23 protein-coding genes are annotated in these 25,902 nt (G+C 45.5%); 16 read left to right on the top strand and 7 right to left on the bottom strand.

The window, feature by feature from the left end:
* Positions 1-43: 43 nt before the first annotated feature.
* Positions 44-685: a glutathione S-transferase family protein gene (locus EBI00_RS07010; RefSeq protein WP_123095208.1), complete on the top strand. Its 642-nt coding sequence runs from the start codon at positions 44-46 to the stop codon at positions 683-685.
* An 83-nt stretch (positions 686-768) separates the two neighbouring features.
* Here EBI00_RS07010 and hmpA read toward each other — a convergent pair whose 3' ends face one another.
* On the bottom strand, positions 769-1,959 hold the full coding sequence (gene hmpA / locus EBI00_RS07005; protein WP_123095207.1) for an NO-inducible flavohemoprotein: 1,191 nt from the start codon (positions 1,957-1,959) through the stop codon (positions 769-771).
* Positions 1,960-2,165: 206 nt separating this feature from the next.
* Here hmpA and norR point away from each other — a divergent pair, with 206 nt between their 5' ends.
* Positions 2,166-3,731, top strand: a complete 1,566-nt coding sequence (gene norR / locus EBI00_RS07000) for a nitric oxide reductase transcriptional regulator NorR (protein WP_174714901.1) — start codon at positions 2,166-2,168, stop codon at positions 3,729-3,731.
* A gap of 108 nt (positions 3,732-3,839) precedes the next feature.
* On the opposite strand, the gene EBI00_RS06995 is transcribed toward norR, so the two are convergent.
* Together EBI00_RS06995 and EBI00_RS06990 are read right to left on the bottom strand one after the other, a co-directional pair.
* Positions 3,840-4,265: a group II truncated hemoglobin gene (locus EBI00_RS06995; protein ID WP_123095205.1), complete on the bottom strand. Its 426-nt coding sequence runs from the start codon at positions 4,263-4,265 to the stop codon at positions 3,840-3,842.
* A gap of 1 nt (position 4,266) precedes the next feature.
* Positions 4,267-4,470: a hypothetical protein gene (locus EBI00_RS06990; RefSeq protein WP_123095204.1), complete on the bottom strand. Its 204-nt coding sequence runs from the start codon at positions 4,468-4,470 to the stop codon at positions 4,267-4,269.
* 387 nt (positions 4,471-4,857) lie between these two features.
* Here EBI00_RS06990 and EBI00_RS06985 point away from each other — a divergent pair, with 387 nt between their 5' ends.
* Positions 4,858-6,147, top strand: coding sequence for an MATE family efflux transporter (locus EBI00_RS06985; RefSeq protein WP_123095400.1), 1,290 nt, complete (start codon positions 4,858-4,860; stop codon positions 6,145-6,147).
* Between the two features lie 117 nt (positions 6,148-6,264).
* Positions 6,265-7,125, top strand: a complete 861-nt coding sequence (gene aroE / locus EBI00_RS06980; RefSeq protein WP_123095203.1) for a shikimate dehydrogenase — start codon at positions 6,265-6,267, stop codon at positions 7,123-7,125.
* A gap of 26 nt (positions 7,126-7,151) precedes the next feature.
* On the opposite strand, the gene EBI00_RS06975 is transcribed toward aroE, so the two are convergent.
* Entirely contained in the window at positions 7,152-7,928 is a 777-nt protein-coding gene (locus EBI00_RS06975; RefSeq protein WP_123095202.1) for an FCD domain-containing protein, read from the bottom strand.
* A gap of 299 nt (positions 7,929-8,227) precedes the next feature.
* Here EBI00_RS06975 and EBI00_RS06970 point away from each other — a divergent pair, with 299 nt between their 5' ends.
* Entirely contained in the window at positions 8,228-11,092 is a 2,865-nt protein-coding gene (locus EBI00_RS06970; RefSeq protein WP_123095201.1) for an FAD-binding and (Fe-S)-binding domain-containing protein, read from the top strand.
* Positions 11,093-11,206: 114 nt separating this feature from the next.
* Here EBI00_RS06970 and EBI00_RS06965 read toward each other — a convergent pair whose 3' ends face one another.
* Together EBI00_RS06965 and EBI00_RS06960 are read right to left on the bottom strand one after the other, a co-directional pair.
* The gene (locus tag EBI00_RS06965; protein ID WP_123095200.1) at positions 11,207-12,757 is read right to left on the bottom strand and encodes a KAP family P-loop NTPase fold protein; all 1,551 of its coding nucleotides are present in this window, start codon (positions 12,755-12,757) and stop codon (positions 11,207-11,209) included.
* A 121-nt stretch (positions 12,758-12,878) separates the two neighbouring features.
* The gene (locus EBI00_RS06960; protein ID WP_123095199.1) at positions 12,879-13,685 is read right to left on the bottom strand and encodes a sulfite exporter TauE/SafE family protein; all 807 of its coding nucleotides are present in this window, start codon (positions 13,683-13,685) and stop codon (positions 12,879-12,881) included.
* Between the two features lie 146 nt (positions 13,686-13,831).
* Between EBI00_RS06960 and EBI00_RS06955 the strand changes: the two genes are divergently transcribed.
* Complete coding sequence (locus EBI00_RS06955) at positions 13,832-14,047, top strand: DUF2798 domain-containing protein (protein WP_123095198.1); 216 nt, start codon at positions 13,832-13,834, stop codon at positions 14,045-14,047.
* Between the two features lie 90 nt (positions 14,048-14,137).
* Here the strand turns inward: EBI00_RS06955 and EBI00_RS06950 are convergent, their stop codons facing one another.
* The gene (locus EBI00_RS06950) at positions 14,138-15,544 is read right to left on the bottom strand and encodes an alanine/glycine:cation symporter family protein (RefSeq protein WP_123095197.1); all 1,407 of its coding nucleotides are present in this window, start codon (positions 15,542-15,544) and stop codon (positions 14,138-14,140) included.
* 556 nt (positions 15,545-16,100) lie between these two features.
* Here EBI00_RS06950 and EBI00_RS16080 point away from each other — a divergent pair.
* The 10 genes from EBI00_RS16080 (at position 16,101) to EBI00_RS06900 (ending at position 25,806) form a co-directional block, all read left to right on the top strand.
* A complete protein-coding gene (locus EBI00_RS16080) occupies positions 16,101-16,481 on the top strand; it encodes a hypothetical protein (protein ID WP_123095196.1) in 381 nt (126 codons plus the stop codon).
* A gap of 157 nt (positions 16,482-16,638) precedes the next feature.
* Positions 16,639-17,685: a ubiquinol oxidase subunit II gene (gene cyoA / locus EBI00_RS06940; RefSeq protein ID WP_123095195.1), complete on the top strand. Its 1,047-nt coding sequence runs from the start codon at positions 16,639-16,641 to the stop codon at positions 17,683-17,685.
* Positions 17,685-19,664: a cytochrome o ubiquinol oxidase subunit I gene (cyoB, locus tag EBI00_RS06935; protein ID WP_123095194.1), complete on the top strand. Its 1,980-nt coding sequence runs from the start codon at positions 17,685-17,687 to the stop codon at positions 19,662-19,664. The genes cyoA and cyoB overlap by 1 nt, the downstream gene beginning before the upstream one ends.
* A gap of 2 nt (positions 19,665-19,666) precedes the next feature.
* Entirely contained in the window at positions 19,667-20,287 is a 621-nt protein-coding gene (gene cyoC, locus EBI00_RS06930; protein ID WP_123095193.1) for a cytochrome o ubiquinol oxidase subunit III, read from the top strand.
* The gene (gene cyoD, locus EBI00_RS06925; protein WP_123095192.1) at positions 20,287-20,607 is read left to right on the top strand and encodes a cytochrome o ubiquinol oxidase subunit IV; all 321 of its coding nucleotides are present in this window, start codon (positions 20,287-20,289) and stop codon (positions 20,605-20,607) included. Before cyoC ends, cyoD begins: the two co-directional genes overlap by 1 nt.
* Before the next feature lie 71 nt (positions 20,608-20,678).
* Entirely contained in the window at positions 20,679-21,569 is an 891-nt protein-coding gene (gene cyoE, locus EBI00_RS06920) for a heme o synthase (protein WP_123095191.1), read from the top strand.
* Between the two features lie 244 nt (positions 21,570-21,813).
* The gene (locus tag EBI00_RS06915; protein WP_123095190.1) at positions 21,814-23,478 is read left to right on the top strand and encodes a tannase/feruloyl esterase family alpha/beta hydrolase; all 1,665 of its coding nucleotides are present in this window, start codon (positions 21,814-21,816) and stop codon (positions 23,476-23,478) included.
* 88 nt (positions 23,479-23,566) lie between these two features.
* Complete coding sequence (locus EBI00_RS06910) at positions 23,567-24,175, top strand: gamma-glutamylcyclotransferase family protein (RefSeq protein WP_123095189.1); 609 nt, start codon at positions 23,567-23,569, stop codon at positions 24,173-24,175.
* A complete protein-coding gene (locus EBI00_RS06905) occupies positions 24,165-25,226 on the top strand; it encodes a class I SAM-dependent methyltransferase (RefSeq protein WP_123095188.1) in 1,062 nt (353 codons plus the stop codon). The genes EBI00_RS06910 and EBI00_RS06905 overlap by 11 nt, the downstream gene beginning before the upstream one ends.
* A gap of 109 nt (positions 25,227-25,335) precedes the next feature.
* Positions 25,336-25,806 (top strand): YehS family protein, encoded by a 471-nt coding sequence (locus EBI00_RS06900; RefSeq protein WP_123095187.1) that lies wholly within the window; start codon positions 25,336-25,338, stop codon positions 25,804-25,806.
* Positions 25,807-25,902 lie beyond the last annotated feature (96 nt).

Genomic DNA, 25,902 nt, shown 5'->3' with positions numbered 1-25,902 from the left:
GTAACCATCAAAAATGATCTAACAACCTACTGAGGTAACGGATATGAGCGAGATTCAAAGCAAGCAAGACACCATCACCCTGTACCATGCTCCACAAACCCGAGGCACTGGCATTTGGGTATTGCTGGAAGAGTTGGGGATTCCCTATGACATGAAAGTGCTGAATTTCAAAACCGGTGAAAATCAACAACCAGAGTTTCTCGCTATCAATCCTTTGGGGAAATTTCCAACCCTTGTTCATAACGGCATAGTGGTTACTGAGCAAGTTGCTTGTTACACCTACTTGGCCGATCTGTTTCCTGAAAAAGGCTTAGCGCCTGCTTTCAATGATCCAAAACGTGGTGCGTATTTACGTTGGATGGCCTATCAAGGCAGCAGTTTTGAGCCCGCTGTGATCGACAAAGCGTTTAATCGCCCTGACGTCGCAGCGTCTCAATCATCCTATGGTAGCTTCGATAAAATGCTGCAAACGTTATTCGATCAAATTGCCAAAGGCCCTTATTTATTGGGAGAGGAGCTATACGCAGTGGATATTCTTTGGGGATTGAGTTTGAAGTGGTGCCGCACGTTTGGGTTAATTACGACGAACCCTGTGGTGGATGCCTACATTGACCGTGTTACATCACGCCCTACCTTCACAAGAGTGGAGGAAAAAGAGCAAGCGTTGTTGCTTGCCCAGTCCTAATCAAATCTCTAATTAAAACAAAGCATGAGTATCATCGGAGACTCATGCTTTTTTGTTTTTTAACTTAGTGTATGACTTGTTTATCAAACCTCTTGATGTGGTCCGAACAATTCATAATGAATGCGGTCTGCTTCTACCCCAAGGGTTAATAATTGCTGTTTAACGAACATCATGAAGCCAACGGGTCCACATAAGTAAAACTCGCCATCCGTCAGCGGTAAGCTGTCTTTTATTGCTTCTAATTGCATCATGCCGTTTAACACGCCGTCTTCTTCGCTGTTGGCTTGTTCGTACCAAGTGTGAATGGACAAATTCAGTTGTCCTTTCAAACTGTTCACGTGCTCTTTGAAGGAATGCTGGCCTTGGTGCGCACAAGCGTGTAAATAGCTGACTGGGTGGCTATATTGCTGCTTGGCGAGTGTATCCAATATGGCTTGCATGGGGGTTAAGCCAACGCCACCAGAAATCAGCACGACGGGCGTTTGCTTGTCTTTGAATACGAAATCACCGGCGGGTGGCATGGCCTCGATTTCATCGCCCACCTTTAGATGGTCGTGCAGGTAGTTCGACATAACGCCCTTGATATCGCCTGTGCCTTCGCGCTTGACGCTGATGCGATAGTGTTTACCATTTGGCGTGGTGGACAACGAGTATTGACGTATCTCATCGAACTCATTGCCTTTTGGGTGTAACTTAACGCCCAGATATTGGCCGGGTTGGTAGCCGATTACCGCGCCACCATCGACAGGCTCAAACACAAAGCTGGTGACCAAATCCGATTCTGGTGTTTTGGAAGCAACACGGAAGCGACGAAAATCTTTCCAACCGCCCTGTTGCCCGGCACGTTCGGCATACAGATCACCTTCGACTTTGATAAAGATATCCGCTAATTGTCCATAAGCCGCTACCCAAGCTTCTTCTACGTCTTGGGTAAAAGCGTCTGGGGCGAGTTCACGTAAGGTTTCAATCAGGTGGTGGCCAACAATGTCGTATTGATCTGGTTGAATATTAAAGCTGGTGTGTTTATGGGCAATGCGCATCACAGCACCAGTTAATACCTCAAGGTTATCGATGTGTGTCGCGTAAGCGGCGATGGCATTGAACAAAGCCGCAGGCTGACCGCCCGTTCTTTGGTGGGTCATGTTAAACACGTGTTTTAGCTCCGGATTGTGAGCAAACATACGCTGATAAAAATGTTCGGTAATAGCCGGACCAGCGGACGCTAATAAGGGAATCGTGGCTTTGACTGTGTCTATATGTTGTTGAGATAACATGCTTGTATCCTTTTGGCCAAGGTGAATAAAATCGGGTTATCTTCTCTATAGCGAAGTCCATGCCAATTTAAAATAGCCAATAAAATCAATTGGTTATTTTCAATCAAACTATTCAAGAGTCAATATGACTCGCTAAAATAAAAGTCTATATGATATCTTTGTGTCAAATTGACACGAGTAGTCATTCGTCCTATGAGTCGATCATCATGAATCAAGTTTCTAATAATGCGTTGTTGAGCTTTGCCCTCGACCTTGCCAGCGCCGTAACGCAACCTAATCGCTTCGAGCAATTGGTGTACGCGGTGCGGGCAACAATCAACTGCGATGCAGTGGTCTTGTTGTCTCACAGTAATGGCGTGCTGACGCCGCTGGCTCAGCGTGGTTTATCAGAAGATCTAATGGGGCGACGCTTTATTATTGATGAACACCCGCGCTTGAAAGCGATCAGTTGTGGGCATTATCCGGTTCGTTTTCCTGCCGATTCCGATCTCCCCGACCCTTACGATGGCATGGTGTTAGGCCACGATGAGAATTTACCTGTGCACTCTTGTATGGGCGTTCCGCTTTATTTGGAGGGTAAATTAATTGGTGTGGTGACCCTAGACAGCATCATGCCGGGTGTTTTTGATGATATTGATGCTCGTGCGTTGGAGATTATCGGCACCATGGCGGCCATGACGCTAAATACCGCCATCTTGATGGAAAAATTAGAAAACCAGTCGCAACATGCTCAAAACGTATTAAAAGTAATGGGCGAGCAAAGCCATGAAATGATAGGTCAGAGCAAAGCCATGCAAGACCTTAAGCAGTCGATTAATCTGGTTGCCCCCTCAGATTTTGCCATTTTGATTGAAGGGGAAACCGGCGTCGGTAAAGAGTTGGTTGCGAGAGCATTACATGAGCAATCTGCGCGCTCTGAAGCGCCTATGGTTTATGTGAACTGCGCTGCGATTCCTCATCATCTTATCGAAAGTGAGCTTTTCGGGCATGTAAAAGGGGCGTTTACCGGGGCAGACCGAGATCGAGACGGTAAATTTCTATTGGCCGATGGTGGAACTTTATTGCTCGATGAAATTGGTGAATTACCGTTGGAAGTTCAAGGAACGTTACTACGAGCCATTCAAAATCAAGAAATCCAAGCTGTTGGCAAAGATCAAATTCGAAAAGTAAACGTGCGTATTATTGCTGCGACTAACCGACATTTAGAAACCGAAGTGGCAGAGCATCGTTTTCGTGCGGATTTATTCCACCGACTCAGTGTGTTCCCTATTCAAGTCCCTGCGCTGCGCGCTAGACAAGGCGACATTGCTTTATTGGCAGGCTTCTTTGCTGAGCGTTTCCGTCGAAAATTAGGTCTGCAACAACTCACCTTGTCTGCGTCGGCAATCGATTTATTAGACGCTTATCACTGGCCAGGAAATGTGCGCGAGCTAGAGCATGTCATCTCCCGCGCTGCGCTTTTCGCCAAAGCGGACAATGCAACAGGGATTACTGTTATTTCATCAGCGCATTTAACAGGGTTACAAATTGATAATAGCGTTCAAAAAAAGAGACAGAATGACGAGACATCACCGCCAAGTTTTGACAAGCAAAAACCTATCGATTTGCGTTTAGAAACAGAAGCTTACCAACGTGAATTAATCCGTAAAGTGCTAGAAAACAACCAAGGAAACTGGACTAAGGCCGCTCAGCAGTTGTCTATGGACCGCGCCAACCTAGCTCGCTTGGCAAAACGCTTAGGGATTTTCGTTGCCAAAGAAGTACGCACTTAAAAACACCGGAATGAAGTTATTCAAAGCACAATGACATTCAAACGAGGTAGGCGATAGTTGCGAGGAAGAATGTCATTAGCTTTGATTGCAAGTAGTGTTGGAAATAATTTACTGGTGCCTCGCCGCACTTATTTGACGAATGCGTTCGGCCGGAAAAGCGAGCTGAGGCAGCAAATAGGCTTTCAATGCGTCTGGGTAATCTAGCTCATCCAGCGCTGCTGCCATGCAGTTTAACCACATGGCTTTTTCTTTTTCAGTCACGATTAAGTGGGCATGAGCTTGCGGTAAGCTGATGGGGCCGTACTTTTTTGAAAATAGCTTTTCGCCACCCATCCAACCGGATAAAAACGACACCAACTTGTCGATGGTCAGTGCCGTATTGCTCGGATGCATATCAAACAAAGGCCGAAATTCTGGCGTGTTTTCCATGATTCGGTAAAAGGTTTCGACTAATTTTTGCAAGCCTAGCAATCCGCCGACAGCTTGAAGAGTAGCATCGCCTTCGCCATAAACAGGTGGGTTAGACACCGTCATGTTATTCGGTGTCTTTTGGTTGGTTTTGTGCTTTTTTATCGGCTTTTTCTTGGTCCATTTTAATGGAGTTACGATATCCACCCAATGCCGCCAAAGCACCAATGATTAAGCTCATATAAAATGGAATGGAAAACAACAAGGTGATACTAATAAAAACAAAGCCGACGGCTAAACCTTCAAGATAGGGCTTTAGTTGCTTTGGCATAAGGTTTCTCCACAAGATAAAAATTAACGCGAGTTTAGCAAAGTTTTACGACGATGTGCGCATGATTGTGGAAAAAAGCATCACTTATCCCATATTAGAATGTTTGAATTTTATAGGGTTAAATCCGTTTATTTTTGTGGGTAAGTCCGCTTCAAACGAGAGCCATACTTGACAATCACGCGATTTTGACCAATTACTGCACAAATTGAGTAAAAACTGCCTCTAAATGTGAATAACTGCTATCATTTTCCACAGATCAAGGCGTTCCTGTTTTTCGATATTGATTGATTTTTATCCACAAGTGAGTCCCGTGTGTCAAAGTTATCCCCCAATGCTCTTTTTTGCTCGTATCGTGCAAATGCCGTATTAAATCAAAAAATTTGGCGCATGGCGTGGCCGCCGATGGTGGCTAATATAACTACGCCGTTATTGGGCTTAGTGGACACGGCGGTGGTTGGGCATTTAGGAACCGCAACGCATTTGGCCGCCGTGGCGATTGGCGCGAGTATTTTTAGTTTTTTGTTTTGGGCATTTGGCTTTTTGCGCATGGGCTCGACTGGATTGACCGCTCAAGCCCTTGGGCAAGGTGACGACAGACGCGTTCGTGAACTGCTGTTGCAATCGATTTTAATGGGCGTGTTTATCGGCTTAATGCTGATTCTTTTTCGTGGTCCGATTATTGATTTAGCCATTCGCTTAATGGCGCCCAGTGCGGAAGTGGAACCGTGGGCACGGTTGTATTGCGAGGCGCGTATTTTCAGCGCGCCAGCGGTATTAGCTGGGTATGCTTTGATGGGATGGTTCTTTGGCGTGCAATATTCCAAAGGGCCGTTGTGGATGCTGTTGGTGATCAATGTGGCCAATATGATTCTCGATTATGTCGCCGTTTATGGCTTGGGCATGGCGAGTGACGGTGTGGCGTGGGCGACGGTGTTTGCCCACTACATTGGTGTCACGGTTGCGGGTGTGTTGGCGTGGCATAAGTTAAAAGGCTTTTCTGGTCATGTTCCCCTAAGCGTTTTGGCGAAATGGCGTGAATACATGGCCTTGGTGAGAGTGAATCGCTACCTGTTTGTACGCACGATTCTCTTACTGCTGGTGATGTTGTTTTTCACGGCACAAGGGGCGCGCCAAGGGGATTCGATTCTGGCTGCGAATGCTGTCTTGCTGACTTTCTTGATGATTATTTCAAACGCCTTGGATGGCTTTGCGTTTTCGGTGGAAGCCTTGTGTGGTGAATACTATGGCCGCAAAGACAAAGCCAATTTTAAGAAAGTGATTCAACTTTCGACCTATTGGGCGCTGTTTGCCGCGGTTGTGCTGATGCTGATATTTTGGCTTTTTGGTAATCACATCATTGCGTTACTGACCAGTGTAGAAACGGTTCGGGACGATGCGGCACTGTACCTACCTTGGCTGATTTTTTTACCGCTGTTGGGCATTTGGTCTTTTATGTTGGACGGCATTTTCATTGGCACGACAAGCGTAAAGCAAATGCAAAACACCATGATCCTTTGTGTGGTCGGTGTGTTCTTCCCTGTATGGTTTATCACCCAAGATCTTGGTAACCATGGTCTATGGTTGAGCCAAGCCATGCTCTTTATCGCCAGAGCCATTACGTTGTATTGGTGTTACCTGCAAAACATGAAGAAAGGTGTTTGGTTCGCGAATTCATAAACTGGATTACTTCGTGTAAAGGACTCTGTTAATAATTGAAATTTTTCTAGCGACTGGGTTTGCTACCATGCATGACGTGTTCTTTTTTAAAGCCACAAAACATGGAGAGAATTCAATATGCCGAAGAATTTCTTAAGCGAATTAACCGGTTCTTTTGCCACGCCAGCCTTAGAAAACCCTACTGGCGTGATGATGGAAGCCGCGTATCGAGATTTAGGTCTGGATTGGCGTTACATCAATTGCGAAATCCAGCCGGATGATCTTAAAAACGCCGTGTTAGGTGCGAAAGCCATGAACTGGCGCGGTTTTAACTGCTCTATTCCTCATAAAGTGTCCGTTATTTCTCACCTTGATGACTTAGGCGAATCGGCTCGAATCATCGGCGCGGTTAATACCGTGGTGAATCGTGATGGTAAGCTGATTGGCGAAAATACCGATGGCCGTGGTTTTGTCGAATCCGTTAAATCCAGTTTAGAGCTAATCAAAAAGCGCGTTGTTTTGTTTGGCGCTGGTGGCGCGGCACGAGCGGTTGCGGTTGAACTGGCCTTGGCTGGTGTGGCAAACATAATCATAGTGAACCGTAATCAAGAACGCGGCGAAGAGCTTGCCAAACTGGTTGCCGATAACACGTCTGCTGGCGCGGAGTACCACGCTTGGACAAAGCAATATCAGATTCCTGCCGAGACGGATTTAGTGATCAATGTGACTTCTATTGGTTTGTTCCCGAATGTGGATGCGGAGCTAGATATAGACACAGATTTTATTAAATCTAGCATGGTAGTTGCAGATGGGATTTTCAATCCACCTGAAACTCGATTGATTCAAACTGCGAAAACTAAAGGCTGCACGACGGTCAATGGCTTGGGCATGCTTGTTCAACAAGGTGCAATTGCCTTCGAATATTGGACGGAAAAAACACCTTCTATCGAGGTGATGAAAGCCGCATTGAGTGATGCTTTGGACATCACAGAAAAGTAATGATCACAGGAATATCCAAAGATTGTTCAAAGCGAATTCTGGTGCTCGTTTCTACGTAGCGAGCGCTGGATTCGTGTTTCTTCTTGGCGCATGTTTAACAAGTTTTCTTCTACAAACACCAAATGGGAATGGGCGGCGGCTCGTGCAGCGTCGGCATTACCCTCCATGATGGCTTGGTATAAGGTTCTATGTTGTTCCATTATTTGGTGGCGAGCCGATTTCTTTTCAAAAAGGTTTTGTAGGTTACTCGAAATACTTTTTGCCAGCATGGCATGTAAGCTGCGTAGACTGTGCAATAACACCACGTTGTGGGCGGCTTCGGCAATGGTCATATGAAGTTCCATATCCAATTTCGCTTCCAAGTCAAAAATCTGGTTTTTATTGGCGTCGACGAGCTGATTAAAACACTGTGTCAGTTTGGCTTTGTCCGTTTCTGTGCTGCGCAACGCCGCATAGTAAGCCGCGAGACTCTCTAGCGCGTCGCGAAATTCCAATTGGTCGTACAAGAATTCATCGTGGGAGCTGAGTAAGTCTTGCAGTGGATCGGCAAAGGAGGTGCCAAGTTGTTCCGACACATAGGTGCCACCGCCATGGCGACTGGTGAGCACGCCACGGGCAATCAGTTTTTGAATGGCTTCTCGTAAGGAAGGTCGGGACACTTCAAAACGGGCAGCTAACTCTCTTTCTGGTGGCAGCTTTTGCCCCGCCGTAAAGCTTCCTTCTACAATCATGCTTTCTAATTCTTTCATGATGATGTCGGAAATTTTTGGTTGTTTAACGCGACTAAGTGAATGAATTGTCATGATTATTCCTGAAATATCTGCTTTTAAGGCGCTGTGTATAAGTCAAAAAGTGGTAAAGCCAAGGTATTTTATCGCTAAAATGGACGAAATAACCACTAAACTAATGATTGACAAAAGTCATCGGTCTTTTTAATGTGCCCTTATAGATTAAGGTAAATTGGTATTACCAATATATTCAGAGATTTGTTTTGTCCATGGGTCTTAGGTGGTGAAGGATTCACCTAAAAATACCGGTTGATTTAAACAAACTATGAAAAAACAAAAATAATGGCTCTAAACACGACCACTGTGGGATTTTTATGAAGGCTGACTCTACTGCTACGAACACGCTTGCACACAAAGCAACGCACTATCACGATCTGTATCTTGCGTTAAAAAACGTGATTGACGATGCTCGGCTTATCCGAGACCCCTTAAGAACCTTGGCTTATGGCACAGATGCGAGCTTTTATCGCCTGATTCCTCAGTTGATTGTTCGGGTAAATAATGAAGATGAAGTGCGCATCGTGTTAGAAGAAGCCAGAAAGCATGATTTGCCCGTCACTTTTCGTGCGGCGGGCACGAGTTTGTCTGGGCAGGCAGTGACCGATTCTATTTTGATACAGCTGTCCGATAACTGGAAAGGCCATCGTGTGCATGATCATGGCCATAGCATTTCATTGCAGCCTGGTATTATTGGTGCGCGAGCCAATCAATTACTGGCGCCCTTTCAGCGTAAAATTGGCCCAGATCCCGCGTCGATTAATGCCTGTATGATTGGCGGCATCGCGGCTAACAACGCCAGTGGTATGTGCTGTGGTACCGCGCAAAACAGCTACCACACGATTCAAAACGCCCGACTGATTTTTGCCGATGGCACTCTTTTAGACACAGCGGACGAAGCCAGCCGCGCCGCCTTTCGTGAACGTCATGGAGACTTGCTAAATACCTTAACGCGCTTGTCTCAAGACGTGATGGCAAATACTGCACTGGCAGACAAAATTAGACACAAATACCGTTTGAAAAATACTACAGGGTACAGTTTAAACAGCTTAACGGACTATCATGACCCCTTTGATATCTTGTTGCATTTGATGATTGGTTCCGAAGGTACTTTGGGCTTTATCAGTGAAGTGACCTACGAGACCGTGGTAGACCACCCTATCAAAGCCGCCGCGATGATCTTTTTTGACGATATGGAAGCGACCTGTCGAGCGGTTACTGAACTGAAACCGTCACCGGTGTCGGCAGTAGAGTTGATCGACCGCGCAGGCCTTAGAGCGGTAGAAGGAAAGCCTGGCATGCCGGACATTTTATCGTCACTTGGTCCACAGGCCGCCGGTTTATTGGTGGATGTCCGCGCGGCTGATGCCGAAGAATTAGAAGCCAATTTGGCCTTGGTGAAACAGGCGTTAAGTGGTCAAGCCACATTAAACCCGATTGAGTTTACCCAAGACAAAGTTATCTACGATTCTTATTGGAAGATTCGCAAAGGCTTGTTCCCTGCTGTGGGAGCGGTGCGTCCTGTGGGTACCACTGTCATCATCGAAGACGTGGCCTTCCCTATTGAAAAACTTGCTGAAGGCGTTTTGGAGCTACAAGGCGTCTTTCAAAAACACGGTTACAGTGAAGCAATTCTGTTCGGCCACGCGTTAGAAGGCAATTTGCATTTCGTGTTTACTCAAGGTTTTGATGATCCTAAGGAAGTAAAACGCTACGAACAGCTGATGGACGAAGTCGCGCAATTAGTCGCGGTAAAATACCAAGGCTCGTTGAAAGCGGAGCACGGCACAGGCCGCAACATGGCACCTTATGTGGAATTGGAATGGGGCAAAGAAGCCTACGATATCATGTGGGAGATCAAGCGCGCGTTTGACCCGCAAGGCTTGCTGAATCCTGATGTGATCTTATCCCACAATGCCAACTTGCATGTGCAAAACCTGAAACCCTTGCCAAAAGCCAACGACAAAGTTGATACCTGCATTGAGTGTGGTTTTTGCGAACCGGTTTGTCCGTCAAAAGCGCTGACCTTAACTCCTCGCCAGCGTATTGTGGTATGGCGTGAAATCCAGCGTTTGACCACAACAGGTGCGGACCCAGAGCGATTAGCACTATTACAAAAAGACTATGATTATCAAGCGATTGATACCTGTGCTGCCTGTGGCTTGTGTTCTACACAGTGCCCGGTTGGCATCAACACGGGGGATTTAACGCGAGAACTGCGCCACGATCGTCATCCAAACAGCAAAGTTGGTTATTGGGTCGCGGATCATTTTGAGGGAACAACAAAAGCTGCGAAATTGGGATTAAGTGTGGCCAGCGGTACGCGTCGAGTGATTGGCGATTCTGGCATGACAAAGGTCACGTCGTTGCTGAATAAAGCCTCTAAAGGTGTTGTGCCTCAATGGCATAAACAGACGCCGACGGCAGCAGGTTCTCTGGGTTCTATTCCCATCAAACAATGGGATGACACGCAAAAAGACGTGGTGTATTTTCCTAGCTGTGCGACCCGTGTCATGGGCGCAGGACCGAATGCAGAAGATAAACGCTCCGTTATGGAGGTGATGTTCTCTGTATTGCAAAAAGCCGGCTATAAAGTCATTGTACCCAAAGAGGTAGAAAGCCAATGTTGTGGCATGGCCTTCCAATCTAAAGGTCAATTTGATGCGGCGAAGCAAAAGTCTGATGAGTTAAATCGCCTCTTATTAGACGTCAGCGACAATGGCCGTATCCCCATCGTCTGCGACGTCAGCCCTTGCCTATCAAGTATGAAAGAGAGCTTAGACTCCCGTTTAGAACTGCATGAACAAGTGAGCTTTGTGTCTTCTCACGTCATGCCGAATGTTAGAGTAAGAGAAAAACTTGGTAAAATGGCCCTTCATGTCACCTGCAGCACCACTCGCATGGGACTCGCCGACAGCTTTGTACAGCTTGCCCACCAACTCGCCGATGAAGTGGTGATTCCGCCAGACATTACCTGCTGTGGCTTTGCTGGCGACAAAGGCTTCTCGACACCCGAGCTCAACGCCAGCGCCCTGAAAACCTTGGCTAAAGCTGTAGAAGGTTGCGAAGTGGGTTACTCCAACAGCCGCACCTGCGAGATTGGTTTGTCGGAACACAGCGGCATCGAGTATCAATCCATCGTCTATCTGGTTGATCAATTAACGCAATCCTCAGCTTCCTAATCGCTTTTCAAGAGGACGTTAACCGGTAAATCCGCAACAAAGACCAACGCCTCGTTACGGCGCTAAAGCGAGAACATCCACTCTGCGTTGGTCTTTGTTGCTTATATCTAGTGTTTAGGTTTCAACTTCTAGTGAAATATTAAAACCGTCAATAATCCGAAGTAACTGTTCTTCGTGGCTGATGATGCCGTCTGCCTCTTTTTGCTGGAGAGACACAAGTCTATCGTATAATTCACTTGGTTTTATTTTTAGTGATTTGAAGTAATCCTGTTGGAACTTAATATGTTTATTATCATCTCCGAAGCTAAATGTAGATACTCCTTGTCCCGATGTTAATTGCTGAACTCCTTTAAAACAATTTTCAATTATTTCTTCAGAGTTAATAGCTTTAGGCTGTGTTGATGTAGATTTGTAGTCGTGAAGTGTATATCCGTTGCCTTGAAGTGTATAGACAGGAAAAGAGTTAAAGCTAATGTCCGCTTTTTTGTCTATTGGTCTGTGTTTTAGTGCCAGTTGTGCATTGGCTAATACGGATTCTAATTTTAATTTTCCACTGTAAAGAGTGTTTCCAATAACTAGTCCGATTAAAGTAAGAATCGGGTATGTATTTTCTTTTAATTCTATTGAATCCAACACCATCTCTAGTTGCACGCAGATTTGCTTCACCCTACGTAGTGATAGGTGGTACTTGTTCTGTTCACAAATAAGGGCTACAGCAGCTCTCAATTCTTCTGCTGAATTAACCGCAGGTAATGTTGGAAGCGGTTCAAAATCTTCTTTCTCAAATATTTTTTCAGCGGTTAGAAATTCAAAATAATTTAATTCTGTAAGCGTTAAGCGTTGTTCGAAAAATCGACTGAGGTATTCATGGGAATCGAAGTCATGGCCGTAAACGGCTTTGATCGAATGTTGTAATTGATTGGTGTCGGTGGATAAAACAAAGATGAAGTCTGGAATATCAAATAAGTGTTTTACCGTCTCTAGCATCTCGATGGCGTAAGTTGGGCGGCAACGATCCAGTTCATCAATGAAAATGAAGACTTGTTTGTTAGGGTTGCCCTCAAGGGCGAAGTCGACAAGTTCGCGTGCCTGTTTCTTGAAGTCTTGGGTGAATTGCTTATGTCGTTTGTGCTGACTGGCGACTTCTAATCCTAGATCGCCCATATTCAAGTCGCCTTTTACAGCACTATGATTAGTGACGGAGCCTGTGGCAGCAGCAATTAGGTCGAGTATTTCGTTTGTTGCCGCTTCTCCGAAAAGGTGCCTACCTACAACCTTTGACCCGATTGGAAGTACGCTTTTGCCCATATTAAATATGGCGCTGGCGACGTTTCTTTCCGCATTTCGAAATCTTGCATCGTGGTTCTTGATGTTTGATTTGATCTGTTCAAGCAGTTCAGCAATGATGGTGGCGAGTGGATCATTTAGATAATCCGATTCCCAAGCATCTATCTTGATGGCTATGTGACCTTGCTTTTCGACAAGTTTTTTCCATTCGGTAACAAAGTAAGTTTTCCCTGTTCCCCAAGCGCCGTTTAGGTTCACAACATAGGCATTATCTTTTGTATTACGGCTTTTTAAGTATTGAGTAAAACGTTCTGCGAGTTCTTTTCTCTTATTCTTAGTCGCGCAATCGGTAAACGCTTTTGTTACTGTGTCGCTCATAGGACATTCCTTTGTTATATATCACAAAATCAAGACCAAGCTGTTTCCAGATCAACATCTCGCGGATGTTTGCGCTTTAGCGCCGGAGCGAGAGTTGATCTGGAAACAGCGTTACTGCGGACTAAAGCATAAAGGTCGAGTACAAGCCAAAGCCGCAGACGATGAGGAGCGCCCAGCCGATGAATTGGAAGAAGACGGGTGTTTCAGCTTTTTGAATGCGGTTGTGGAGCTTTTGTCCAAAGACGTGACCAATCAAGGCGCAAGGCAGTAACCAAAGCTGGTGGATGAGTTGTAGGTCTATGTCCGCAATTAAGAAAGAGACCATTTTAATGACGACTAAGATAAACCAGAGTACAAATAAGGTATCGCGCAGTTGGTGGCGTGGTACTTTGGTGGCGAAGACGGAGACGATGAGCGGTGCGCCGATTAAGGAAGTACCACTGACGTAGCCGCCGAGCATGAGGAAAATCGTATCGAGAAATCGGTTGTTGGTGTAAAAAGGGGTATTCAAGATATAAGACACGGCGAAGACGGCGACGATGACGAAAATCACGCCAGTGACTATGTCACCTGGTAAGGTGAGTAAGCCAAATACGCCGATCAGCTTTGGGACTATCATGATGCCAAGGGCTTTTTTCAAATAACCCCAAGCGATGTTACCCTGCGCCTCTTGCGGTGCTTCACCTCGCTCTGCGGCGAGTTGAGCTTGTTGCTTGGTGGCTTTTGCCCCTTGCCATGCAATCCAGCTGGAAAATACCAAGAGGTGGATGGAAATGATGGGGAGAAATAATAGCGGATCGTTTTTTACTAATAATAGAAAAGGCAACGCCAGGACGGCACCGCCGAATCCTAAGCCACTGCGAACAAAGCCGCTCCAGACAAAAATTATGCCGATTAGGGCGTATTGCCACCAAATTAAATTTTCCATGAGATCTCTTTTAAAAAAACTGAAGTAAGCAGATTGAGCATTGTAACCAATCTTATCAGGGCAAAGGAAAACGGAGGTGAAATTTATTTGTACTATTAATATATGGCCTTGCTAATATAGCCTTCATTTTAAGGAGTAATTGATTCATGAAGCATAGAATTATCTTTGCCGTGCTGATGTCGTTCACCCTATCGCTTATGATGTCGGCGTGGATTACGTATCTAAATATTGGTCTTAATGCGGATTTTGTGTCGATTTGGATGCATGCATGGGTATTGGCTTGGCCAGCGGCGGGCGTTATTTCGTTTATTGCAGGGCCTTTCTTGCATGGGCTAGCGTACAAGATTGCGGCGAAACTCTAGGTCGTTTGTCTACATATATAGACAATAAAAAACCCGCTGTATTTGCAGCGGGTTTTTGTTAGTAAGACTGATCAAGGTCGTGTGAATGATTTATTTGTTTGGTTTTTCATCCCAAACGCTAAGGTCAATATCCTCACGCACTTCGGGGTAATCTTCTGACTTGAATACCGGCGTATGAGTTTTCAGCTGGGTAAAATAGTCTTTGGTTAATTTTACCACCAGACCTGACAGCATCACGATGGCGATAAGGTTAATGGTAGCCATTAACCCCATCGCGGCATCGGCGACGTTGAATACCATGGCAACGCTCTCGTACGCTCCCCATGGAATCATGGCCAGAGCCAACACTCGTAGGATAAAGATGCCTGGTTTGTTGGCCCACTTTAGGTAAGTAAGGGCATTTTCTGCGTAGCTGTAGTTACCAATGATAGAGGTAAAAGCGAAGAAGAAAATGGCGATGGCAACAAAGTACTGGCCTGCACTACCTATGTGCGTCGTTAACGCGGTTTGAGTTAAGACGATACCGGTTTGACCGTTTCCTAAAGCGCCGGACAACAGGATCATTAGTGCTGTCGCAGTACAGATTAGAATAGTGTCAATGAATACGCCTAAAGACTGCACCATACCCTGAGAGGCTGGGTGGTGAGGGTTGGGTGTCGCGACGGCGGCGATGTTTGGCGCCGATCCCATACCGGCTTCGTTTGAAAATAAGCCTCGTTTGATGCCGTTTAACATAGCACCCAAGACACCGCCTGCGGCTTGCTCTATACCAAAGGCACTTTTAATAATCAGTGCGAAAGCCGCTGGTACTTCGGTGATGTTGGCAAAAATAACATACAAGGCAACAAGCAAATAAAGCGCTGCCATAATAGGAACCACAATGGCAGCAAAACGGGCAATTTTTCTGATACCACCAAAGATGACGAGCGCGGCCAACAACATAATGACAATGCCAGTTATATTGGTGTCTATACCAAAGGCCCCTTCCATCGCGCCTGCAATCGAGTTGGCTTGAACGGCGTTAAACACCAATCCAAAAGCCAAAATAAGTGCGAGAGAAAATATCGCACCCGCCCAAGGGGCTTTTAACCCTTTGCTGATGTAAAACGCGGGGCCACCACGCAATTGACCGTTTTGATCGCGTATTTTATAGAGCTGTGCTAAAGAGCTTTCAGCATAAGCGGTGGCCATACCAATCGCAGCCACCACCCACATCCAAAATATGGCGCCTGGACCGCCAAGAAACAAAGCTACGGCGACACCGGTAAGGTTCCCTGTGCCAACTCGTGAAGCCAAACTGGTGCATAAAGCTTGAAAAGGTGAAATGCCACCACGATCAGTTTGTGGGGCTTTTAGTACGGTACGAATGAATTCTGGGAAGTGCCTAATTTGGATGAAGCCTAATCTTAATGTGAAAAAGATACCAACAAAAAGTAGGCCATAAATAAGGATATAGCCCCAAAATACGGTATTTAGAAAATCTACGATAGCAGCCATGAAGGGCTCTCCCTTTTATACGATATGGTCATCGTTTTATTGTTTGTGGGTTAAACGTCAGCAGAATGATTTTGGTAAAAAATCCGCTTGGAAACGCTCTGAGGCGTTAAAAAGTGTGCAAGAGTAGCGATTTTCAAAAAAACCGCAACAAGTAAACGCGAGAAACGCACCAACAAAGTGCATTAAAAGTGCATGAAAAGTGGGTTTGTTTACATCTTGATGATATTGGAGGGTCTAATCGTGAAAAGGTCGATGTAGGTCATTGGCTTCAGCGCCAAAATCAGACAGAATTAAGCTTACATTTTATGAGGAAATACCGAGCATATTGACTTTTTCTTGACGTTCTTAATGTAAGTGGTCAAAATTCGAACAGCAGGTGCGTGTTTTATTTTGATGCAAAGTCCATTTTTTATTTGTTTTTCTGCGTTACGTGAACGTGAGTAAAGGGTAAACTAGGCTTTGTATGGTGATGTAATCTTTGCTATATTTCGCGCCACTAAATTCGTATTAAGCGAGCAAGAACGATATTTTCACTTTTTTGTGATCATTAAGCTGGATGGATAAATTGAAGCATTTTCAAGTCGTATCACATTCTTATTTAAATTCGATATCCAGTAACTTGGCGACGCTCTGGCGCCTTTTTGCGGTTGTTTTTTGCTTGTGCTTTTTTTTACTGTTGCATTTCATTTTTTCTATTCATGGCGGCAACTCGCTTTTTGCCTTGCATGACCCCATTCTTCAGGCTGAACTGCTGGTCAGTTTTGTCTTTGTTGTCCTATTTTTGATTGGTTGCTGGCTTTGTATGGCCAACAACAATCTTGCTCGCCAGACGCTGGCCTTCTTTGAAATTTGTGCGGTTGTCCCAAACGGTCAACCCTTTCGTGCTGCGGCGCGAAGCACAACAAGATGTAGAGCGCCCGTTTTCAGATTTAGGTGATCCAAAAGAGTTATTGCCACGTTAATGATATTAGCTAGGTAATGATTTTTGTGCTGTTTTCAGCATGGTGATCTTTACTGAAATACCCGGCATTGCCGGATTTTCGTTCTGCCGTTTGATACCCAAGTGGCAGGTTTGTAAACCCCGGGGTTAGAGGATGATTCTCTTGTTAACTCGTATCCTAAGTAAAGTCGCTTTGGCGGTAATGGTGGGCTTGTTGCTCGCTGGTTGTCAGGGTGGTGTGCTCGACCCAAAAGGGCAAGTTGGTATTGAACAGAAGCAACTAATCATAGTCGCTACTCTATTAATGCTGATTGTCGTAATTCCCGTTATTGTCATGACGCTGTATTTCGCTTGGAAGTACCGTGAAGGACGTGACGAAATTTATGAACCTAAGTGGTCTCACTCCACAAAAATAGAAACTATCGTTTGGTCTGTTCCAATCGTGATCGTCATCATTCTTGCGGTGATTACTTGGAAATCCACTCATGCTTTAGATCCCTACAAGCCTCTAGAACATGAAAAAGATCATATTAATGTTCAAGTCGTTTCGATGAACTGGAAATGGTTGTTTATTTACCCAGATCTTGGAATTGCTTCTGTGAACGAGCTGAGATTTCCAGCTAATGTTCCTGTGGCCTTCCAAATTACGTCTGAAGGTACAATGAACTCGTTCTTTATCCCGCAATTGGGTAGTCAGATTTACTCAATGGCCGCCATGGTAACTAGGCTTCACTTGATTGCAAATGAGCCCGGCACGTACGCTGGTATCTCTGCAAATTACAGTGGTGGCGGGTTCAGTGGTATGAAGTTTGACGCTGTTGCTACACCAACAGAAGAAGATTTCTATGCATGGGTAGAAGGTGTTAAGGCAGGATCTCATAATGTCATTAATAATGGCATCTTGGATCAAACCGCCTATGAGAAGCTCGCTGAATTTGATGCGGATGCTTACCATCACGTGCCAACACCAGTTCAGTATTACAACTCTATTGAATCAGGCATCTTCATGGATAATGTGATGAGACTGATGAAAGATCACGGCAGAGTTGAGTTGCTTAAAGGAACGGTTTTTGATCCTAAAATGATCCACGATAATTCCAGTCATGGTGTCATGAAGCATGATGGTATGAATCATGGTGATATGAATCATGGAGAGTCTCAACACTCATCGCATGATATGCATACGGAGGCTGAAAAATAATGTCTGCACTCTTAGGCAAACTCTCTTGGGATGCGCTCCCATATGACCCGATCGTTATTACCACACTTTGTGTGGTCGGCGTTTTGGTCTCTGTGCTCGCATTCTTTGTTATTAAAAATAAACTGCTGGGTCCGCTATGGTTTGACTGGTTGACCTCGGTTGACCACAAACGCATAGGCATAATGTACATCATTCTAGCTCTGGTGATGCTCGTTCGAGGTTTTACCGATGCGGTATTGATGCGTTTGCAGCTTGCGATGGCCACCAATGGTGATCCAGGTTACTTGGCACCAAGTCACTATGACCAAATCTTCTCGGTTCACGGTGTTATCATGATCATCTTTGTGGCGATGCCATTTATGACGGGTCTGATGAACATCGTTGTACCGTTGCAGATTGGTGCTCGTGATGTGGCCTTCCCATTCTTAAACAGCCTAAGCTTCTGGTTTACCTTTTCTGGCGCAATGTTGACAAACATTTCGCTTGGTCTTGGTGAGTTCGCGATGACAGGTTGGGTAGCTTATCCGCCGTTGTCAGGGTTGGAATACAGTCCTGGGGTTGGGGTAGATTACTATATATGGGCCTTACAGATAGCAGGTATAGGTACGACTTTAACAGCGGTTAACTTCTTAGTAACTGTGTTTAAAATGCGTGCTCCTGGTATGAAATTGATGGATATGCCGATCTTTACGTGGACCTGTACTTGGGCCAACATCTTGATCGCTGCCTCTTTCCCGATTTTGACTGCTGTATTGGGCATGTTGACGCTTGATCGTTACTTAGATTTCAGTTTCTTCACGAACGATCGTGGCGGTAACTCGATGATGTATATCAACCTGTTCTGGGCATGGGGTCACCCTGAGGTGTATATCCTTGTTCTGCCAGCATTTGGTATTTTCTCTGAGATCGTATCTACCTTTACCGGTAAGCGTTTGTTTGGTTACAAGTCCATGGTATGGGCAACAGCATCGATTTCCATTCTTGGTTTTATCGTTTGGTTGCATCACTTCTTTACTATGGGGTCCAGTGCGAACGTCAATGCCTTCTTCGGTATTATGACAATGATCATTGCCGTGCCAACGGGTGTGAAACTGTTTAACTGGTTGTTTACAATGTACCGCGGTCGTCTTCGTATTACCGTACCCGTACTTTGGACACTGGGTTTCATGGTGACATTTACTATCGGTGGTATGACAGGTGTATTGCTAGCTGTGCCTGGTGCTGACTATGTATTGCATAACAGCTTGTTCTTAGTTGCCCATTTCCATAACACCATTATTGGTGGTGCGGTATTTGGTTACTTGGCTGGTTTCGCTTTCTGGTTCCCTAAAGCAATGGGTTATCACCTCAATGTTAAATGGGGTAAAGCAGCGTTCTGGTGCTGGTTAGTTGGCTTCTTCTTAGCTTTTATGCCTTTGTACGTTTTAGGCTTCTTGGGTATGACTCGTCGTCTAAACTACACCAATAATCCAGACTGGAATATTTGGTTGTACATTGCGTTAGTCGGTGCCTTTGTTATCGCTGCAGGTATTGTGTGTCAGTTGATTCAGTTGTACGTCAGCTATCGTGATCGTCATCAGAACTTAGATACAACGGGTGATCCATGGAATGGCCATACACTTGAATGGTCGACTTCTTCACCACCGCAGTTCTATAACTTCGCTGTTCTACCTAAGGTCTCTGATCTTGATGCCTTTACGGACATGAAAGAAAAAGGTGAAGCCTATACTCGTCACGCGAGCTATGCCCCTATTCACATGCCAAGAAATACCATGGCAGGTGTCGCGATAGGTATTCTAAGCTTAGTGTTCGGCTTCGCAATGGTGTGGCATATTTGGTGGCTTGCTATTGTTGGTTTGGTTGGTATGGTGGGATCTTTCATCGCGCGCGCTTACACGAGTGATGTGGATTATTATGTACAACCAGACGAAGTGGCGCGCATCGAGAATGCTCACCTAGACAACGTGGCTAAGGGGTAATCATGAGCACAACACATATGAATACACATGACGCTCACGCAGAGCACGAAGAGCATCACGATACAGGTAAGGACACCATATTTGGGTTCTGGTTATATCTGATGACAGACTGTTTGCTATTCGCATCAGTCTTCGCTACCTACGCTGTGCTCTTTATGAACTCAGCTGGTGGGGTGACAGCCAAAGAAGTGTTTGAGCCTACTTTGAGTCTGATTTTGGTGGGAACGTCTGCGTTACTTATCTCAAGTATCACATTCGGCTTTGCCATGATCAGTGCTCATAAGAAGCAGCAAGCCAATACACTGCTGTGGTTGGCGGCAACATTTATTTTTGGTGCGGTGTTTATTGCGCTAGAGATTTATGAGTTTCATCACCTGATTTCTGCAGGTAATGGGCCACAAACAAGTGCATTCTTGTCAGCTTTCTTTACCCTTGTTGGGTTACATGGATTGCACGTTACGGCAGGTTTGTTCTGGATGATCGTCTTGGTAATTGAAATTATCAAAACGGGACTGACAGGCAGAGTATTAACTCGCTTAGGCTGTTTAAGTCTATTCTGGCACTTTTTGGATATTATCTGGATCTGTGTTTTCACCGTTGTTTATCTGATGGGGGCGATCTAATGAGCGATCATTCTTCTGAAGCGCATTCACACGGTAGTGTTAAATCGTACTTAGTGGGATTTATCTGGTCAGTGATTCTGACGGGTATCCCATTCTGGATGGTGATGACTGAAGCATTTGATAAGGGCCCAACATACATAACAATTGTATTGTTTGCTATTGTTCAGATTTTTGTGCATTTGAAGTATTTCCTTCACTTGAACTTTTCTCAGCAAGGTAAACTGGACACTTATTCATTTATCTTCTCTGCCGTGGTTATTGTGATGGTGGTTGGTTTATCTGTATGGATAATCTACGCTTCCAACGCAATGATGATGTAAGCAGTATAATCTGATGATTATGCGGACTTCTCTAATAGTAAGTCATGCACATCTAATGGGAGCCTATAGCGATGTTTAAGCGATACCTTCAGGTAACTAAGCCTGGCATCATTATGGGCAACCTCATTTCTGTTGCGGGGGGCTTTCTTTTAGCCTCCCGTGGCGAAATTGATTGGATTCTAATGCTAGCGACCGTCATTGGCTTGTCGTTAGTGGTTGCTTCGGGTTGTGCTATTAACAACTATGTTGATAGAGACATAGACGCAAAAATGCAACGTACTCGTAACCGAGTGACTGTAAATGGTGAAATGTCAGGAAAGGCGGCATTTTTTCATGGTGTTGTGTTGGGCGTAGTGGGCTTTGCTTTGCTGGCGTATTTTACAAACTGGGTAGCCGTTGCGTTTGCTGTGTTCGGTTATGTTGTATACGTTGGTTTGTACACCTTGTACTTTAAGCGCAAATCCGTTTATGGAACCTTTGTTGGTAGTTTGTCTGGCGCTGTTCCACCAGTGGTAGGCTACTGTGCTGCAGCGGGTCAGTTTGACGCTGGTGCGGCTATACTGCTGGCTATGTTTTGTATTTGGCAAATGCCTCACTCTTACGCTATTGCGATATTTCGTTACAAAGACTACGAAGCGGCAGGTATTCCTGTCTTGCCGGTGTCGCAAGGTATTGCGAAAGCGAAGCGTCATATCATATTACATATTGCCGCATTTGCGGTGGTTGCCTCTCTTCTGCCTTTGGCAGGGTATGTTGGCATCGGGTTTATGGTGGTGGCGTTAGCAACCAGTCTTTGGTGGCTGGCAATGGCATTACGAGGTTATCGTCCAGGGATTGATGTGAACGGCTGGGCACGACAAGTGTTTTTCTTTTCTATCATTACCGTGACGGCCCTTAGTGTGACCATGGCGTTGGATTTTAATGAGGTGTCTCCCAACTTGTTGGTGTTTTCAGCTCATTAGATTCTGTCTTACAAAACGGGCTTTCTGCCCGTTTTTTCTTTATTTCTCTTTTCTTCGTTTTTAACGCCTGCTTTTTATTTGTGTGATTATTGGGTATTTTGCCTACTTATCAGTCAGACTGTTTTACAGTCACTATGTTTTTTACGGTTTAGCTGACTAAACTCAATACCTTGTTAAGTGATTTATCAAATTAGACGAAAGAGTCGTTATGACTAAGCGTCTACATTCAAACTGGATGATATGAATGAAAGCCTTCTCGACCTTATGTTTCTCGCTGTTAACCCTGTTTTTCTGTAGCAGTTCGCTGGCCTACGCTGATGCGCTTCGTTGTGAGGCACTTGCCACACAGGCACCAGATAATGTGATGATTGAGGCGCGTTTGCACGCGCCGAGCAAAGACGTAACAGCGTCTTTTTGCTTGGTGTCAGGTGTCATGGCTCAGCGCATGGGAGTAGACGGGAAGCGCTACGCGGTTCGCTTTGAGCTTAGGTTGCCACAGTATTGGCAAGGGCGTTTTGCTTATCAATTTAACAGTGGCTATGGCGGTGAAGTCTCGCCAGCTATTGGCAAGTTGACAGGTCTCACAAGCCGTCAGTTTGCTATTAATCAAGGTTTTGCCGTTGTCTCTAGCAATGGAGGTCATGATGCCACTCAATATCCAGAGGACGGCTTGGCTGGGTTTGCAGGCTTTGGTCATGATCCGGAAGCACGCCGGTATTATGGTTACGCGACCATGCAAGCGTTAAACCCGATTGCACGAGCCTTAGTTGAAAGCTACTACCAGGCTCCTATTCGTTATGCGTACGGTCTTGGTCAATCTCATGGTGGGCGTATGGCGATGGTGGCTGCATCGCGTTTTCCTGAGATGTTTGACGGTTTATTAATTGGATACCCTGGTTTTAACTCTCCAAAAGCGGCACTACAGCATGCTTGGGATGTGCAAGCGTTACGTCGTGTGGATGATAAGATTCAGCAGGCTTTATCAAAGCGTGATCTTATGATTTTTACAAAAAGATTGTTGGATGAGTGTGACGCGCTAGATGGCATCAGTGACGATATGATTTTTGCGGTTGAGCCCTGTCAGAAAAAGTTTCAACCGACGGCCTTGGTGTGTAAAAGTCGTTTCGACCGCGACTGTTTGCCACTCAATACGGTGGCCGCTTTAATCAGAATGCAAAGAGGGCCACATAATTCACAAAATCAGTCGTTATATTCTAGTTGGGTCTACGATACAGGTATGCGTTCTGATAATTGGCGTACGTGGAAAGTGGAAAGCACCTTGTCTGGTTTAGACAATCAGCCAATGGGGGCGGTAGTTGGGGCGGCGGCTCTGGCTCATCTTTTTTCCACCCCACCGAGCCGTGTCCCCGGTGATATCTATGCGCTGGAGCATTATTTGTTTACCTTTGATTTTGACAAAGACGCGCCTAAAATTTACGCCACAAACCAACAATTCAAAACCTCCGCCATGGCACTCATGACGCCGCCCGGTGCGATAAAGCCTACATTGACTGAGTTTAAAGCCGCAGGAGGAAAAATGATCCTTTTTCACGGTAACAGCGACCCTGTGTTTTCAGTAAAAGACACAGTGCGTTGGTATGACTTTTTGGATTTTGGTCTAGTGGGGCGCACTCATGAGTTTGTTCGTTTGTATCGAGTCCCCGGTATGCCTCACGGTGAAGGTGGGCCTTCGGCCGATCGTTTTAATCTCTTGCAACCGTTAGTGTCGTGGGTAGAAAGCAACCAAGCACCGCAAGAGGTTGTCGCGGCAACCCGAGCGGATAACCCCGAAATCACCGCTCGAATGGCAGGTATAACGCGACCTTTATGTCCATACCCCGCTTATGCGCAATACCAACAGGGAGATTTGCGTCAAGCGAGCTCTTTTCAGTGTGTTGTCAGTCAATAGCGTCTTACGCTAGTACTGCCTAGAGGCAAAGGCTATCATGCGTGCTTGAGAATATCGTACTGTGTTTGAGTTTGATTGGGAGAGGATAATGAGCTCGTTAGATAGGCACTTTATTTTAGGCTACGGCAGTCTGATTAATGGTGAAAGTCGCGCTAAGACAGGAGAAACAGGCCGCGTTTGGCCTGTCAAACTGCAAGGCTTTGAGCGCCATTGGTCTGTTATGTCTACCGAATTTGGTATGAGCTCAGTTGCTGTGATTCCTGCTGCTGAGAAAGCCTGCAATGGCGTCTTGGTTGAAGTGCCTCATGACCAGTTTCCGCTGTTTGATGAACGAGAGCGTGGCTATCAGCGCGCAGTAATAACCTCAGCGCAATTAACCCCCTATCATGACGACAGCCTGCCGGAAGGCATCTACTGGGTTTATCATACGGATGAGGTGACAGAGCCTCATCATGAATGCCCTATTGCCTTGAGTTACTTGGATGTGATTTTGTCTGGCTGTTTAGAGCACGGAGACGCTTTTACTCAGGATTTTCTTACTTTAACCAAAGGCTGGGCGGCGCCTTTGTTGAATGACCGACGAGCACCGCGTTACCCTAGAGTACAACCTGAACTTTCTACTGAGCGTCTCAATGTTTTATTGGCGCCAGTGACCACCCTTTCTATAAAAGAGCTATCTGTTACTTATGAATCTTAATTCGACAAGCCAACTTTTGGTGCGCAACAACACCGAGTTGACGGGAAAAATCTTATTCGCCAATCCAGAAGACACGTATCCTCTGGATTTGAGCCGACAAGCGGATGTGTATGCTTGGTGCCAATCTAAAACGATCTATGACAGCTTGTTACGGGTTGGTTTTACAGAGGAAAAACTGTTTTTGGACGCCCAGTGGGCGCTCGAAAATGGCCGTGATTTTGACCATATCGTGGTGTACCAACCTAAAGCCAAAGAGCTACTGGACTATTTACTTGCCGCCACCTTGCCGTTATTAAAAGAAGGTGGTCGAGTTTGGCTGGTAGGCGATAATAAAAGCGGCGTTAAATCCTCTATGAAGCGCTTAGAGGGTGGATTAGATGACGTGGGCAAGGTAGATGGGGCAAAGCATTGTTTGCTTTACAACGGCTACAAGCGCCGTCCTGCAAAGCCATTTGTGCTCGCTGATTGGATTATTACATGGAAGCAAGACGTTGCTGGGCAGAGCCTAACCTTGTGCAGTCTGCCGGGCGTGTTTGGTCATGGAAAATTAGACAAAGGCACAGAGATCTTATTAAACCAGCTCAACCAACATCGCTTTATGAGTGACGTTGCCAGCGCACGAATTCTCGACTTTGGTTGTGGCGACGGCATTATTGCGCTTTGGCTGCATAATAAAACCGGTGCACGTATCACTGCATTAGACGACAGCGTGTTGGCCTTAAAAGCCACGGAATTAACCTTTACAGCAAACCAAGTGGGTGATGCGGTCACTATGGTTGCTTCTAATGGCTTAGATCAAGTAAAAGGTCGCTTCAATTATGTGGTGACGAACCCGCCCTTCCATACGGGTATCAATACCGATTACAGCATTGCTGAAAGTTTCTTTATGACGGTAAAACAACACCTGACGTTGAATGGTGAGCTGTTTGTGGTGGCCAACGATTTCTTGCGTTACCCACCGATTCTAGACGCGGCGTTGGGCTCTCATACTCGTTTGTATCGAGACAAAGGCTATGCCATTTATCATGGGCGTCAACCAAAGAAAAAGTAGCTGTTTAACGGCTAAGCACACAACCTCTGAACGGTCTACCGGATCGTTAATACGAACGAACAAAGCGTGCCCTTTATCAATCGGCGCGATTCGATATTAGGAACTTATTTTGAACAATAACGACATATTACGCCGCCTGCGTTACACCTTTGATTTGAAAGATCAGTCTGTCATGGCTATTTTTGCCGCTGCTGATGGCGTAGCCACTCAAGAGCAAGTGAACAGTTGGCTAAAAAAAGAAGACGATGCCGGCTATATTGAAATGACAGACATAGAAATGGCGACGTTTCTAAACGGTTTTATCAATGCCAAACGTGGCAAGCGTGAAGGCCCACAACCTGAGCCAGAAAAGCGTTTAACGAACAACGCCATCTTTATGAAACTGCGCATTGCCTTGAATCTTCAAGCCGAAGAAATTTTAGACATAATGTCATTGGCTGAGTTTAACCTCAGCAAGCATGAGCTCAGCTCTTTCTTTCGTAAGCCAGACAACCGCCATTACTGTGAATGCAAAGACCAAATCTTGCGTAATTTTCTAATGGGGCTACAGATACAATTCCGTCCTAAAACCGACGCTTAATTTGCCCGCTTGGCTCCCTTAAAAGCCGCTAACATTTTTACGATGTGGCGGCTTTTTCACATTATGTACAAAGATTACACAATGTGGATATCCTCC

This window comes from Marinomonas hwangdonensis, from assembly GCF_003721245.1.
GTDB classification, from domain to species: Bacteria; Pseudomonadota; Gammaproteobacteria; order Pseudomonadales; family Marinomonadaceae; genus Marinomonas; species Marinomonas hwangdonensis.
The sequence above is the reverse complement of the archived record's forward strand: the minus strand, read 5'-3'. Positions and strand labels throughout refer to the sequence as shown.

Excerpts from the sequence above, each read along its gene's own strand:
- EBI00_RS06955 (WP_123095198.1), top strand. The coding sequence starts at position 13,832 with ATGAAGCATAGAATTATCTTTGCCGTGCTGATGTCGTTCACCCTATCG.
- EBI00_RS06990 (WP_123095204.1), bottom strand. The coding sequence starts at position 4,470 with ATGCCAAAGCAACTAAAGCCCTATCTTGAAGGTTTAGCCGTCGGCTTT.
- EBI00_RS06970 (WP_123095201.1), top strand. The coding sequence starts at position 8,228 with ATGAAGGCTGACTCTACTGCTACGAACACGCTTGCACACAAAGCAACG.
- cyoA (WP_123095195.1), top strand. The coding sequence starts at position 16,639 with ATGATTCTCTTGTTAACTCGTATCCTAAGTAAAGTCGCTTTGGCGGTA.
- EBI00_RS06985 (WP_123095400.1), top strand. The coding sequence starts at position 4,858 with ATGGCGTGGCCGCCGATGGTGGCTAATATAACTACGCCGTTATTGGGC.
- EBI00_RS06905 (WP_123095188.1), top strand. The coding sequence starts at position 24,165 with ATGAATCTTAATTCGACAAGCCAACTTTTGGTGCGCAACAACACCGAG.
- EBI00_RS06960 (WP_123095199.1), bottom strand. The coding sequence starts at position 13,685 with ATGGAAAATTTAATTTGGTGGCAATACGCCCTAATCGGCATAATTTTT.
- EBI00_RS06975 (WP_123095202.1), bottom strand. The coding sequence starts at position 7,928 with ATGACAATTCATTCACTTAGTCGCGTTAAACAACCAAAAATTTCCGAC.
- EBI00_RS06965 (WP_123095200.1), bottom strand. The coding sequence starts at position 12,757 with ATGAGCGACACAGTAACAAAAGCGTTTACCGATTGCGCGACTAAGAAT.
- hmpA (WP_123095207.1), bottom strand. The coding sequence starts at position 1,959 with ATGTTATCTCAACAACATATAGACACAGTCAAAGCCACGATTCCCTTA.
- cyoC (WP_123095193.1), top strand. The coding sequence starts at position 19,667 with ATGAGCACAACACATATGAATACACATGACGCTCACGCAGAGCACGAA.
- EBI00_RS06910 (WP_123095189.1), top strand. The coding sequence starts at position 23,567 with ATGAGCTCGTTAGATAGGCACTTTATTTTAGGCTACGGCAGTCTGATT.
- cyoE (WP_123095191.1), top strand. The coding sequence starts at position 20,679 with ATGTTTAAGCGATACCTTCAGGTAACTAAGCCTGGCATCATTATGGGC.
- norR (WP_174714901.1), top strand. The coding sequence starts at position 2,166 with ATGAATCAAGTTTCTAATAATGCGTTGTTGAGCTTTGCCCTCGACCTT.
- cyoD (WP_123095192.1), top strand. The coding sequence starts at position 20,287 with ATGAGCGATCATTCTTCTGAAGCGCATTCACACGGTAGTGTTAAATCG.
- EBI00_RS06995 (WP_123095205.1), bottom strand. The coding sequence starts at position 4,265 with ATGACGGTGTCTAACCCACCTGTTTATGGCGAAGGCGATGCTACTCTT.
- EBI00_RS06915 (WP_123095190.1), top strand. The coding sequence starts at position 21,814 with ATGAAAGCCTTCTCGACCTTATGTTTCTCGCTGTTAACCCTGTTTTTC.
- EBI00_RS06950 (WP_123095197.1), bottom strand. The coding sequence starts at position 15,544 with ATGGCTGCTATCGTAGATTTTCTAAATACCGTATTTTGGGGCTATATC.
- EBI00_RS16080 (WP_123095196.1), top strand. The coding sequence starts at position 16,101 with ATGGATAAATTGAAGCATTTTCAAGTCGTATCACATTCTTATTTAAAT.
- cyoB (WP_123095194.1), top strand. The coding sequence starts at position 17,685 with ATGTCTGCACTCTTAGGCAAACTCTCTTGGGATGCGCTCCCATATGAC.
- aroE (WP_123095203.1), top strand. The coding sequence starts at position 6,265 with ATGCCGAAGAATTTCTTAAGCGAATTAACCGGTTCTTTTGCCACGCCA.
- EBI00_RS07010 (WP_123095208.1), top strand. The coding sequence starts at position 44 with ATGAGCGAGATTCAAAGCAAGCAAGACACCATCACCCTGTACCATGCT.